Annotated in this window: 10 protein-coding genes; 4 read left to right on the top strand and 6 right to left on the bottom strand. The window is 74.4% G+C overall.

Annotated elements, in window-relative coordinates:
• Positions 1 to 547: 547 nt before the first annotated feature.
• The 3 genes from O7612_RS12995 (at position 548) to O7612_RS12985 (ending at position 4935) form a co-directional block, all read left to right on the top strand.
• The gene (locus O7612_RS12995; RefSeq protein WP_282273458.1) at positions 548 to 1912 is read left to right on the top strand and encodes a nucleotide sugar dehydrogenase; all 1365 of its coding nucleotides are present in this window, start codon (positions 548 to 550) and stop codon (positions 1910 to 1912) included.
• A gap of 1 nt (position 1913) precedes the next feature.
• Complete coding sequence (locus tag O7612_RS12990; RefSeq protein WP_282273456.1) at positions 1914 to 3290, top strand: glycosyltransferase; 1377 nt, start codon at positions 1914 to 1916, stop codon at positions 3288 to 3290.
• 112 nt (positions 3291 to 3402) lie between these two features.
• Positions 3403 to 4935 carry a polysaccharide deacetylase family protein gene (locus tag O7612_RS12985; RefSeq protein ID WP_282273454.1) on the top strand — a complete coding sequence of 511 codons (1533 nt, stop codon included), beginning with the start codon at positions 3403 to 3405 and terminating at the stop codon, positions 4933 to 4935.
• 7 nt (positions 4936 to 4942) lie between these two features.
• On the opposite strand, the gene O7612_RS12980 is transcribed toward O7612_RS12985, so the two are convergent.
• Genes O7612_RS12980 through O7612_RS12965 form a run of 4 tightly spaced genes read right to left on the bottom strand, consistent with a single transcriptional unit; the run spans position 4943 to position 9224 of the window.
• Positions 4943 to 6526, bottom strand: a complete 1584-nt coding sequence (locus O7612_RS12980) for a DUF4139 domain-containing protein (RefSeq protein ID WP_282273453.1) — start codon at positions 6524 to 6526, stop codon at positions 4943 to 4945.
• A 52-nt stretch (positions 6527 to 6578) separates the two neighbouring features.
• On the bottom strand, positions 6579 to 7103 hold the full coding sequence (locus O7612_RS12975) for an LUD domain-containing protein (RefSeq protein ID WP_282273451.1): 525 nt from the start codon (positions 7101 to 7103) through the stop codon (positions 6579 to 6581).
• Positions 7093 to 8523 (bottom strand): lactate utilization protein B, encoded by a 1431-nt coding sequence (locus O7612_RS12970; protein ID WP_282273449.1) that lies wholly within the window; start codon positions 8521 to 8523, stop codon positions 7093 to 7095. The genes O7612_RS12975 and O7612_RS12970 overlap by 11 nt, the downstream gene beginning before the upstream one ends.
• A 20-nt stretch (positions 8524 to 8543) precedes the next feature.
• Entirely contained in the window at positions 8544 to 9224 is a 681-nt protein-coding gene (locus O7612_RS12965; RefSeq protein WP_282273447.1) for a (Fe-S)-binding protein, read from the bottom strand.
• 202 nt (positions 9225 to 9426) lie between these two features.
• Here O7612_RS12965 and O7612_RS12960 point away from each other — a divergent pair, with 202 nt between their 5' ends.
• Positions 9427 to 10164, top strand: a complete 738-nt coding sequence (locus tag O7612_RS12960; protein ID WP_282273445.1) for an SDR family oxidoreductase — start codon at positions 9427 to 9429, stop codon at positions 10162 to 10164.
• Positions 10165 to 10267: 103 nt separating this feature from the next.
• Here O7612_RS12960 and O7612_RS12955 read toward each other — a convergent pair whose 3' ends face one another.
• Positions 10268 to 11107 carry a fumarylacetoacetate hydrolase family protein gene (locus O7612_RS12955; RefSeq protein ID WP_282273443.1) on the bottom strand — a complete coding sequence of 280 codons (840 nt, stop codon included), beginning with the start codon at positions 11105 to 11107 and terminating at the stop codon, positions 10268 to 10270.
• Positions 11108 to 11277: 170 nt separating this feature from the next.
• Positions 11278 to 12207 (bottom strand): sulfite exporter TauE/SafE family protein, encoded by a 930-nt coding sequence (locus O7612_RS12950; RefSeq protein WP_282273442.1) that lies wholly within the window; start codon positions 12205 to 12207, stop codon positions 11278 to 11280.
• Positions 12208 to 12855: the final 648 nt, after the last annotated feature.

Here is a 12855-nt window from a genome sequence, read left to right as displayed (position 1 = left end):
CCCCTCCTCGGTGGATCAAGACACCGGAGGCTAGCCCACCCGGACGACAAAACCGTCCGCCGTCCCGACCTGCGGCCGCCGGCCCTGGACCGGCAGGATTCCTCACTGTCAGTGAGGCCCGACGGAGGGCGGCCCTCCCCGGGCACCGCCGACGGCCGCCGCCGACGGCCGGGAACCGCTTCCCCCACAACCGGTCCACCTGCCGAGGCACCCGCCCCGACGATCCGGAGCCGGCTGTCGAGCCGGAGCGGCGGAGGGGGATCAAACCCCGGCCGACCAGCTCACCGCCAGTGATGATTCTTACTCCGCCCCGGACCGCGGGAACGGTGGGACGGCAGGGACCGGTGTGGCCGCCGGGACCGGCCGAGATCGCCGCTTTGCTGCCGAGACGGCGCCGACGGGCGTTTCGCCGGTGGAAAACTGACCGAACGGACAGTCACCGACCGTAGCCTTTCCGCTGCCGGACGACTGTTCGACGGACAGCCACCGGATCGCCGGATCGGCACTCTTGGGACATCCCCGTTCACCGTCCGTGAGGGTTCCGACCATGTCGCAGCTGCTGCCCGCCGCCCGGTCCGACGTCCCGGTCGTCGTCGGTGTTCCGACGGCCGCCCCGGATCCGGCCGCCGCCCCCGCCGTCGTCGCCGAGACCGGGACGCGCACCGCCGTGGTGGGCCTCGGGTACGTGGGCCTGCCGACCAGCCTGGCCCTGGTCGCCAGCGGATCCCGGGTGATCGGCGTGGACATCGCCGCGACCCGGCTCGACGACATCCGGGCCGGTCGGGCCGACCTGCTCGACGCCGACCAGGAACGGCTGCGCGAGACGCTCCGGGCCGCCGACCCCGCCCTGCGCCTCACCACCGCGATCAGCGAGATCGCCGACGCCGACACGGTGCTGATCTGCGTGCCGACGCCGGTGGACCGGCACCTCGCCCCGGACCTCACCGCGCTGCGGGCCGCCTGCGCGGCGGTGGTCGCCCATGCCCGCCCCGGCCAGACCATCGTGCTCACCTCCACCAGCTATGTCGGCACCACCCGCGAACTGCTGGTCGCCCCGCTGGCCGCCCGGGGCCTGCGGGTGGGGCAGGAGGTGTGGGTGGCCTTCGCGCCGGAGCGGGTCGACCCCGGCAACGACCGGCACCGCCAGGAACTCACCCCCCGGGTCGTCGGGGGCACCACCCCGGACTGCACCGCGCGGGCCGCCGCCGCGCTGGCCCGGATCACCCCCCTGGTGCACCGGCTCGGCTCACCCGAGGCCGCCGAGATGACGAAGCTGCTGGAGAACACCTTCCGGGCGGTCAACATCGCCCTGGCCAACGAGTTCGCCGACCTCTGCCGGGACCTGCACCTGGACGTCACCGAGGTGATCGACGGGGCGGACACCAAGCCGTACGGGTTCATGGCCTTCCAGCCCGGCCCCGGGGTGGGCGGGCACTGCATCCCCTGCGACCCGCACTACCTGCTCTGGCAGGTCCGCGGGCAGCGCCGCGAGGCTCCCCTGATCGAGACCGCGATGCGCGGGATCGCCGCCCGCCCCCGCCGGGTGGTCGACCGGATCCGGGAGCTGCTCGCCGGGGCGGGTCGTCCCCTGCTCGGCGCCCGGGTGCTGGTCGCCGGGGTGACGTACAAGCCGGGGGTCGCCGACGTCCGGGAGTCACCGGCCCTGGAGATCATCGGTGAGCTGGTCCGGGCCGGCGCGGAGGTCGGTTTCGTCGACGACCTGGTCGACACGGTCCGCACCCCCGACGGCGGCATCCTGCACCGGGTCGCCGACCCGGCCGACCGGGAGTGGGACCTGGTGGTCGTGCACACCCGCCAGGCCGGCCTGGACGAGGCGTGGCTGAGCGGGCAGCCGATGGTGCTCGACGCCACCTACCGGCTGGCCGGGCTGCCCCGGCGGGAGGTCGTCTGAGATGCCGGTGACCGCCCCCGTGCGGCGCGGCCTGCGACGGCTACTCACCGTGCTCGCGCTGCTCCCGCTGATCGTCCTGCTGGCCCGGCAACTGCCCCAGCTGCCGTACGCCCCGCTGCTGGCGTTCTACGGCTTCGCCGTGCTCACCGCCACCGTCGCCGTGTTCTACCTGGCCTACGCCCGGTACGTGGACCCGAGCGAGGCACCGGCCCAGCCCCGGCACACCGCCACCTTTCCGCCGCTGCCGCCGACCCCACGGGTCAGCCTGCTGGTGGCGGTCAAGGACGAGGTGGACGGCATCGAGGCGTGCGTCCGCTCGATGACCGCCAGCGACCACCGGCCGTTGCAGGTGATCGTGGTCGACGACGGCTCCACCGACGGCACCGCCGAGGTGCTCGACCGGCTGGCCGCCGAACTCCCGGTCACCGTGCTGCACCTGCCCCGCAACGTGGGCAAGAAGCGGGCTCTGGTGCACGCCGCCCGGCACGCCACCGGCGACGTGCTCGCCTTCACCGACTCCGACTGCGTGCTCGCCCCGGACGCGCTGGGCCGCTGCGTCGAGGCCCTGCTGCGGCAACCGGACCTCGGCGCGGTCAGCGGTCACGCCCGCGCGCTCAACCCGGACGAGTCACTGCTCAGCCGGGTGCAGGACGTCTGGTACGAGGGCCAGTTCCGGGTCTCCAAGGCGGCCGAGGCCTCGTTCGGGACGGTCACCTGCGTCTCCGGGCCGCTGGCGGTGTTCCGCCGGGAGGCGGTGCTCAACTACCTGCCCGCCTGGGCGGCCGACCGGTTCCTCGGCGGTGAGTTCCGCTTCGCCACCGACCGGCAGCTCACCGGCTACGTGCTGGGGCAGCGCTGGATCGGCGACCGGCTCAAGCGGCGCTTCGCCGACTCGCCGTTCGTCCGCGACGAGGACCATCCGGCACGCGCCTGGCGGGTCGGCTACGTGCGGTCGGCCCGGGTGTGGACCACGGTGCCGGCCCGGTTGCGGCCGTTCCTGCGGCAGCAGACCCGCTGGAAGAAGAGCTACGTGCGGAACCTCTTCTTCACCGGCACGTTCATGTGGCGGCGGGGTGCCGGCCCGGCCGCGCTCTACTACGGACACGCCCTGTGGGTGGCGCTGGCCCCGGCGATGGCCTTCTCCCACCTGGTGTGGGCGCCGCTGCGCGGCTGGTGGGCGGTTCCGCTGCTCTACCTGTGCGGGGTGCTGCTCAAGGGCACCGCCTGGGGGCTGGCCTACCGGTTGGACAACCCGGGTGACCCGCGGTGGGCGTACCGGCCGTTGATGAGCGTGCTCTCCGCGACCGTGCTGTCCTGGTTGCTGCCCTGGTCGGTGGGGACGATCCGCCGTGGTGTGTGGTCCCGGAGCACGGTGTGAACGCCGGCCGCCGGCTGCTCACCCGGCTGACCCGGGTGACGCTCACCCTGGCCGGGGTGGCGGTGCTGGTGCTGCTCTACGCGGTGGTGTTCAGCCGGGGCGGGGTGCTCCGGTGAGCCGGCTCTGGCCCCGCGCGCTCGGCGGGCTGCTGTCGCTGGTCACCCTGCTGGTGGTGGCGGCACCCTTCGGGGTGTCCTGGTACCTCGACGACCTGCGCCGCCACGTCAGCGGGCAGCACGACACCCCGGTCACCCGGGTCGACCCCGCCGACCTGCGCCGCTTCGCCGAGACGGCCGGACGGCTGCCGGAGCGGGCCGCGCCGGTGGTGGTGGCCTACCACGACATCCGGCCGCACGGCGACGATCCGGCGCAGACCGCACCGGGCGGTCGGGAGCACTACGTGGTCACCCCGGAGGCGTTCGACGCCCAGCTCACCGCATTGCGGGCCGCCGGCTACCGGACGATCTCCTCGGCCCAGTACGTCGACTACCTGCGGGGTGGCACGGTGCCGGCCCGCTCGGTCTACCTGACCTTCGACGACGGCACCCGGGGTCTCTGGTCGTACGCCGACCCGATCCTCAAACGGCACCGCATGGTGGCCGCCTCCTACCTGATCACCGGGCAGGTGGACACCCACCGGCCGTACTACCTGAGCTGGGCGGAGATCGACCGGATGAGCCGATCCGGCCGGTGGGACTTCCAGGCGCACACCCATGACCTGCACACCCGGGTACGGACCGCGCCGGGGCGGCTCGGTTCCCCGCTGACCCACCGGCGGTGGGAGCCGGCGACCGGCGCGCAGGAGAGCCTGGCCGACTACCGGCAGCGGTTGACCGCCGACTTCGACGCGATGTTCGCCGCGTTCACCGACCACGGGCTGCCCCGTCCGCGGCTGTTCGCGTACCCGTTCTCCGAGATCGGCGACGCGACGACCGACCCGGAGGCCGCCGCGTTCAGCCGCGACCTGATCGCCGCGCGGTTCGTCGGGGCACTGACCAACAAGTCGCTCGCCCCGGAGCCGAGCAGCCGCCGGTCGGCGGCCGGCGGCCAGGTCGAGCGGGCCGAGGTGTACGCCACGACCGGGGCCGCCGAACTGGTCAGCGCGGTCGTCGAGCGGACGGCCGTGCCCGCCGTGGTGTCCGACCCGTTCGCCCGCCCCTGGGACTGGCGTGACCAGCACGGCGAGCCGATGACCGAGCTGTCCCCGCTGACCGCCGGCCGGTTCACCGCCAACAGTCCGCGCCGCGCCTACGGCACCCTGCTCGCCTATGCCAGCGCGGACTGGACCGGCTACACGGTCGACGCGACGCTGCGTGGTCTGCGGGCCGACGGCGGCACGGTCACCCTGCTGGTCGGGGTGGACGGCGACGCCACGGTCTCGGTGCGGGTCACGTACGGCCGGGTGGCGCTGCTCCGCGACGGCCGGGTGGTCGCCGAGGCGGCGCTCGACCCGGCGGCCACCCACCGGGTCACCGTCACCGTGCGCGACGGCGCGACGGTGGCCCGGGTCGACGGCGGCCCGGACCTGCGGGTGGTCACCCCCGCGGGGCCGGAGGCCACCGGTGGGCTCGCCGTGGCGATCGACGACACCGAGGGGCGTGCCCACCCGTCGGTCGGCACCCTGGCGGTGACCGCCGCCGGGTGAGCGGCGGTCACTCCCGCCAGCCGGCCAGCTCGACGCCCTTGCCGAGTTCGACCCGGAACCCGAGGGTGATGTCGCCGCCCTCCCCCGGGCCGAGCCGCAGCCGCCAGGTCAGCTCGCCCAGGTCGGTGCGCTCGTCCGGCGGCGGGACGACGGCGGACTCCCGGACCACCACCGCCTCGTCGCGGGAGACCGGGAGCTGGTCGCGGACCTCCACCGTGACCGGTCGGGGGGTGTGGTTGGCCACGCTGATCCGGTACTCCGCGTCCCGTCGCCGGGTGGAGCCGAGGGTGGCCCGGGTGTCGGCCCGGCGGGTCAGCTCGCGTTCCACCCGGACCCGGTCGTCCACCCCGAGGGCCAGCTCGGTCTCCTCGCCGGGCGCCCAGGTCGGCAGTCGGGTGGCGGCGACGAAGTCGGCGTCGTGGAACACCGCCGCCGGGCCGGGCAGCAGGGTGTGTGCCGAGGTGTTGCGGACCGTCGCCCGCAGGTGCGCCTCGGCCGCCAGGACCGGCACGGTCACGTGGTCGAGGCGGACCGGCAGGTCCAGCACCGCGATGACGGCCCGGTAGGCGCTGCCGTCGGCGGGCACCGCCACCGGGCGGGCCGGCCGGTAGGTCGCCGCGGTGACCCCCTGGGCGACCTCGGCCACGCTCTGGCGGACCACCGGGCGCGGCGCGGCGGAACGGGCCGCGCCACCGCCGCCGGCCGGGGCCGCGGCGGGCGCGGGCGGTGGCGGTGCGCCGAAGCTCGCCGCCGCCAGCGCCACCGGCGCCGGCCGGAGCCGGTCGAGATACCAGGGCGACAACTCGGGTACGCCGGCCGCCGCCGCCGGACGGGCGGTGGAGAGCCGGAGCACGCACTCCGGCCAGTCCTCGCCGGTGTCCTGGGTGACCAGGCCGAACCAGGTGGCCGTCATGCTCTCCCCGACCAGTCGCAGGTCGTAGGAGGACTGCCAGCGTGCCCCGTCGACCAGGTAGCTCAGCTCCAGGTCCAGGTCGGTGTCGTCGGCGTCCACCGCCACCGTCACCTCGGCGGCCAGCCGGTCCGGTTCCCGCTTGCCCCCCGCCGCGGCCAGCTCCCGCTCGACGGCCGCCAGCTCCTCGGTCAGCCCGGTGCGCCGCCTGGCCAGCCCGCGTCGGCGGCGGTGCGACTCGGCGAGCTGGGCGGCCACCGAGTCGGCGAAGCCGGTCACGTCGCCCGGGCCGGCGTCGCCGGTGGCCAGCGTGCGGGCGTACGTGCCGCCGGCCCGGTCGGCCAGCCGGGTGAGGAACTGCCGCCGCTGCGTCTCGACCTCGGCGTCGTCGTCGACCTCGGCCAGCTCGTCGGTCAGCTCCCGCACCCGCCGCGCCAGCGCCTCGACCTGCCCGTCGGTGCTGCGCGGCTGCCGCCAGGTGCTCACCTCCACGCCGAGGACGGTGGCCGCGCCGCCGCCGGCGACCCGCAGCGAGTCCCGCCGCAGGCGTACCGGCAGGGGCGCGATCCGGATCCGGTGCTCCCCGGCGGCCAGCCGGGTGACACCCCGGCGGGTGACCCGGGCCCGGTCCGGATAGACGGTGACCGCGACCACGGGTGCTTCGATCTCCACAGCGTCCACGGCGGCGAGGGTAGCCGGGCCGTGCTCGCCGACCGGACCGGGTACGGCCCGGCTACCCGGGCGGCGGGAGACAGACGATGTCCAGGCGGCGGGGACCGTGCACACCCTCCACCCGGTTCAGCTCGATGTCGCTGGTCGCGGAGGGTCCGGAGATCATCGTGACGGGACGGGTGGGGTCGGGCAGCGCCCGGATCAGGTCGGGAACGTCGGCCACGATCTGTTCGGCGCGCACCACGCAGACGTGGTGGTCGGGGAGCAGGGTCAGCAGCCGCCGGCCCTGCGCCGCGCCCCCGTCGAGCACCAGGGTGCCGGTTTCGGCGACGGCGAGCGCGCAACCGGTGAGCACGGCCAGCCCCGGGGCGTCCAGCTCGGCCGCGGTGAGGGTGTCGCCGGAGAGCACGGGCGGACCCAGCCCGACGGTCCAGTCCGCCGGGACGCCGGCCGGCAGCACCACCCCGCAGGCCCCGGCGAGCAGGCCGGCGAGCAGGTCGGGCAGTTCCGCCGGGGCGCACCGGTGCACGCCGGCGCGGTAGTCCCCGGCCCGGGCGACGAAGAGGGCGGACAGGTCAGGCGTCACGGGTGCGGCTCCACCAGTCGCGGAAGGACTCGTCGGCCGGCAGTGGGGCGTCGCGGTGTGCCGTCCACGCCGACAGCGGCCAGGGTGCCCGGCGCAGCCGGCCGCCGTGCCGCCGGGCCAGCACCCGCAGCGGCCGACCGCCGGAGCGGGCCGTCCGCAGCGCCGCCCGCCACCGGCGACGGTCGCGCATCGTCCAGGCCAGCACCGCCATCGCCGCGCGTTCGGCCGGCGGTTTCGGCCCCGCCTGGCGCAGGTGGACCAGGATCGCCGGAATGTCGATCTTGACAGGACAGACGTCGTAGCAGGCCCCGCAGAGCGTCGAGGCGTACGGCAGGGTGGAGTTGCGGCCGGCGTCCTGCCCGGTGAGCTGGGGCGACAGGATCGCCCCGATCGGGCCGGGATAGACCGAACCGTAGGCGTGGCCGCCCACCCGCTCGTAGACCGGGCACACGTTCAGGCAGGCCGAGCATCGGATGCAGCGCAGCGCCGCCCGGCCCACCGGGTCCGCCGCCACCCGGTGGCGGCCGTTGTCGAGCAGCACGACGTGCAGCCGACGCGGCCCGTCACCGGGGGTCACCCCGGTGACGATCGACGTGTACGGGTTCATCCGTTCACCGGTCGACGAGCGCGGCAGCAGGCGCAGGAAGTCGCCGAGGTCGGCGAAGCGGGGCAGCAGCTTCTCCACCCCGACCACGGCGATCAGGGTGTCCGGCAGGGTCAGGCACATCCGGCCGTTGCCCTCGGACTCCACGACCACCAGCGAGCCGGTCTCGGCCACCGCGAAGTTGGCCCCGCAGACCGCGACCCGGGCCGCCAGGAAGGTACGCCGCAGGTACTCCCGGGCGGCGGCGGCGAGCACCGGGGGGTCGTCCGAGTCGGCGGTGAAGCCGGGCATCCGGCGGGCGAACAGTTCGCGGATCTGCCGCCGGTTGTAGTGGATCGCCGGTACCAGGATGTGCGACGGGGTGTCGTCGGCCAGTTGCACGATCAGCTCGGCCAGGTCGGTCTCCACGGCCGTCACCCCGGCCGCCGCGAGCGCCTCGTTGAGGCCGATCTCCTGGGTCGCCATCGACTTGACCTTCACCACCCGGTCGACGCCCTGCGCCCGGACCAGCTCCGTGACCACCGCGTTGGCGGCAGCGGCGTCCGCCGCGTGGTGCACGGTCGCCCCGGCGGCGGTGGCCGCCCGCGCGAACCGGTCCACCAGCTCGGGCAGCCGGTCGAGCACGTCGTCCTTGACCCGGGCCGCCCGGTCGCGCAGCTGTTCCCAGTCGGGCACCTCGGCCACCACCGCGGCCCGTTTCTCCCGGATGGTGCGGGTGGCGCGGCCCAGGTTCGTCCGCAGCTGGGCGTCGCGCAGCGCGCCGGCCGCCGCCCGGGGGAAGGCGGTGACCGCCACGATGGGCAGCTGCCGGCCCACCGCCGGCTGCTCACCGGGCGTCACCCGGTCGGCCCGGTGGCGGCGAGGATCTCGGCGTAGTGGACGGGGCGCGGCGCGGCGGGCCGGCGGGCCAGACCGCCCCCGATGTGGGCCAGGCAGGAGCTGTCGGCGGCGGCCAGGTAGTCGGCGCCGGTGGCCAGCGCGTGGGCGCACTTGTCGGCGAGCATCGCGCCGGAGACGGCGGGGTTCTTCAGGGCGAAGGTGCCGCCGAAGCCGCAGCACTGCTCCGGCTCGGGCAGGTCCCGCAGCTCCAGGTCGCGCACCGCGCCGAGCAGCCGCAGCGGCCGGTCGCCCAGCCGCAGCATCCGCAGCCCGTGGCAGGTCGGATGGTAGGTGACCCGGTACGGGAAGCGCGCCCCCACGTCGGTCACCGCGAGCACGTCCACCAGCAGCTCGGACAGCTCGTACACCGGCAGCCCGGTGTGCGCCCGCAGGTGGGCCACGCAGGAGCCGGACGGGGAGACCACGACGTCGTGGCCGGCGAACACCGCCTCGGTGTCCCGCTCCAGGGCACGGGCCGGGGCCGGGTACCCGGTGTTGGCGTGCAACTGGCCGCAGCAGCTCTGCCCGGCGGGGAAGGTCACGGTGTGGCCCAGCCGCTCCAGCACCGTCACGGTGGCGATGCCGACCCGCGGGAAGAACGCGTCGTTGAGGCAGGTGACGAACAGGGCGATGCGCACCGGGCCTCCTCGTCGGTCGCCGGCCGTGATTGACGAATCGTATAGGATCTATGGAGTTCGGTGCGGGGCACGACGTCCCGCGGTCCGGCCGACCGGTCGGGTCGCCGGCCCGCCGATCGGCGCGGCGTACCGGCACCGGTGGGCGCTCGACGCGGGTGCGACGTCCTCCGCTCCCCGCCGCCCGCGGGTACGAGGTGTCGAGATGACGGACTTCCACGGTCTGGTGGCCGCGGTCACCGGTGGTGGCTCGGGCATCGGCGCGGCGGTCGCCGACCTGCTGGCCGGGCGCGGGGCGCGGGTCGCCGTGCTCGACCGCGACCCGGGTGCCGGCGGGCCGCACCTGCGGCTGACCGCCGACGTCACCGGTCCCCTGGAGGAGACCATGGACCGGGTCGCCGCGACCCTGGGCGGTCTCGACGTGCTGGTGAACTGCGCGGCGGTCAGCGCCGTCGGGACGGTGCAGACCGCCGACGACGCCGAGTGGCACCGCTGCCTGGACGTCAACGTCGTCGGGGTGGCGCGGGCCTGCCGGGCCGCCCTGCCCCACCTGCGCCGCTCGGCCAGCGCGGCCATCGTCAGCATCACCTCGATCGCGGCGACGGCGGGCCTGGTCGACCGGGCGGTCTACTCCGCCACCAAGGGCGCAGTGCACGCGCTCAGCCTGGCCATGGCCGCCGACCTGGTGGCCGACGGCATCCGGGTGTGCACGGTGGCACCGGGCACGGTGGACACCCCGTGGGTGACCCGGCTGCTCGCCGGGGCCGCGGATCCGGCCGCGGAGAAGCGTCGGCTCGCCGCCCGCCAGCCCACCGGCCGGCTGGTCACCGCCGACGAGGTCGCCCAAGCGGTCGCGTTCCTCGCCTCCCCGTCGTCCGGGGCGACCACCGGCACCGCGCTGGCTGTCGACGGCGGCATGTCCGGCCTCCGGCTGGTGCGCTGATCCGCCCCGACGGCGGTGCCGCCCGGCCGGCGGGCCGCGATCGCCGTCCGGCCGGACGGTACCGGGCCGCCCGCGACACCGACGGCGGTCCTCCCGCCGCCGGTCAGGCCGCCGCCATGGTGACCCGCTGCCGGCCCAGACCGTCCACCTCGACCTCCACCACGTCACCGGGCCGCAGGTAGGGGAACCGGCCGGAGAGGGCGACCCCCTGCGGCGTACCGGTGTTGATCACGTCGCCGGGGTCGAGCACCATGTACTGCGACAGGTGCCAGATCAGGTACGCCACGTCGAAGACCATGTCCCCGGTCCGCGAGTCCTGCCGCGGCTCGCCGTTGACCCAGGAGCGCAGCCCGAGGTCCTGCACGTCGGCGATCTCGTCCGGGGTGACCAGCCACGGGCCGAGCGGCTGGAAGGTCTCGCAGGACTTCCCCTTGGACCACTGACCGCCGGAGTCACGCAACTGGAAGTCGCGCTCGGACACGTCGTTGGCGGTCAGGTAGCCGGCGACGTGGGCCGGGCTCTGTGCCGGCGACTCCAGGTAGCGGGCCCGCCGGCCGATGACCACGGCCAGCTCGACCTCCCAGTCGGTGGCGGTCGCGCCCCGCGGCACCAGCACCTCGTCGTACGGGCCGACGACGGTGTTGGGGGCCTTGTAGAAGACGATCGGGGTTTCGGGCGGGGCGACCCCGGACTCGGCGGCGTGCGCGGCGTAGTTCTGCCCCACGCAGAGGACCACGCCGGGCCGGGCCACCGGCGGGCCGATCCGCAGGCCGGTGATGTCCACCTCCGGCAGGTTCCGCGCGGCCCGGACCCGGTCCGGGCCGCCGGAGGCGAAGAAGTCGCCGTCGATGTCCGGGGTGAGCGCGGACAGGTCGTAGTGCCTGCCGTCCGCGTGCAGCACCGGCCGTTCCGCGCCGGGCGGACCCACCCGCATCAGCTTCATCCGTCGGCCCCTCCCCGCTGCGGCGCCGCGTCGCCGCCGGGAAGGATCGTAGAGCACCCGGCACCCGGCACCCGGCAGTCCGTACCCGGCGGGGGTGGGACGGCGACCGGCGGCTCCGCGACCTGCCCGGGGTCGGGTGCCCGGGGGTCCGGGAGCCGCCGGCAGCCCGGTCAGCTCGACGTGGTGGCGGGTTCCCCGGCGCCGGTCTCCGGTCCGACGGCGACCGGCGCGGCCTGCCGATCGGCCAGGTGCTGACGCACCGACCAGGTCACCGCCGCCACCCAGAGCACCGCGAGGATCAGGTAGCAGGCATAGCGGACGGCGTCCGGGGCGTCGATCCAGTCGCTGCGCAGCAGGGTCCGGACGTTGGTCAGCACGATGACCCCACCGACGGCGGAGCCGAGCACCCGGGGCGGGAGCAGCCTCACCAGCCAGGCGGCGATCGGCGCGGCGATCATGCCGCCGAGCAGCAACGCGCCCACCCAACCGAAGTTGATGTTCGCCGAGCCGATGCCGACCAGGAACCCCAGGCTGGCCGCGACCGCCACCAGGAACTCGCTGGTGTCGATGGAACCGATCACCCGGCGGGGTTCCAACCGGCCGCTGGCCAGGATCGCGGGGGTGCCGACCGGCCCCCAACCGCCTCCGCCGGTGGCGTCGACGAAGCCGGCGACCAGGCCCAGCGGGCCGAGGAAGCGCTTGCGCAGGGGCAGCCCGACGCGCTCGCGGGGCAGCCCCGCGACGGTGAACCGGATGAGCACGTACAGCCCGAGGGTGAGCAGGATCAGCGACATGATCGGGGCTGCGGTCTCGGTGGAGAGGCGGGACAGGAAGGTCGCCCCGGCGAACGCGCCCACGGCCCCCGGTACACCGACCCGGCGGACCACCGTCCAGTCGACGTTGCCGAACCGCCAGTGCGCGGCGCCCGACACCAGGGTGGTGCCGATCTCAGCCAGGTGAACTGTTGCCGAAGCGCTCGCGGCCCCCGTGTTCAGGGCCAACAAAAGTGTTGTGGATGTCACACCGTACGCCATCCCGAGACTGCCATCGACCAGTTGTGCACCGAGGCCGACGAGGGCGAGAAGAAGCAGGCTACGCACAATAACCGCCGATCCGGAAGGTGAATGGGGAAGGTGGCCCCGCGCCGGGTCGCACCACCGTGGCAGTGATGGACATTCCGGCTGGTCGGGGCGGTGCAGGGGTGGGCACTGCCGGGGAAATCAGCACGCAGATCGCTCGGGCCGACTCGTTCGACAGCGCGACAGACAGTGCATGAAACGTTCGTTAAGTGCGGGTGTCGGCCGTCGACGACAGCGGCGTCCGACCAGCCCAGCACGCAGCTCAGCACAGCACCAAGGGAAGGTTCGCCCCGCCCGAGACCGGCCGTCGTGGTCAGTGACGGTGGGTGAGGCAAGGACGGAGCGAGCGACCGACCCCCGACCTACCAGGCAACTTGATGATCGAAGTCAATCCACCTCGCCTCACGAATGCCATATCTAATCGATAGGGAATGCCGGCATCAATGCCGATACGGATCTTTGATGTTCACCGCAATCTATGGCAAGACCTGTTCCACATACTGGGACGCGAGACGAGTTGATCTCTGCCACCAGGGACTCTCCGGTCGCCAGAAAACAGTTTGGAAATAAATCTGCAAATGGACCGACAACCCACGGTGGCACGATTCGGTGACACCGTGGGCGCATCGACGACCATTTCGCCTGGTAACCCCGGCGGCATATCCGCTA

Source organism: Micromonospora sp. WMMD987 (assembly GCF_029581435.1).
GTDB classification, from domain to species: domain Bacteria; phylum Actinomycetota; class Actinomycetes; order Mycobacteriales; family Micromonosporaceae; genus Micromonospora; species Micromonospora rifamycinica.
The sequence above is the reverse complement of the archived record's forward strand: the minus strand, read 5'-3'. Positions and strand labels throughout refer to the sequence as shown.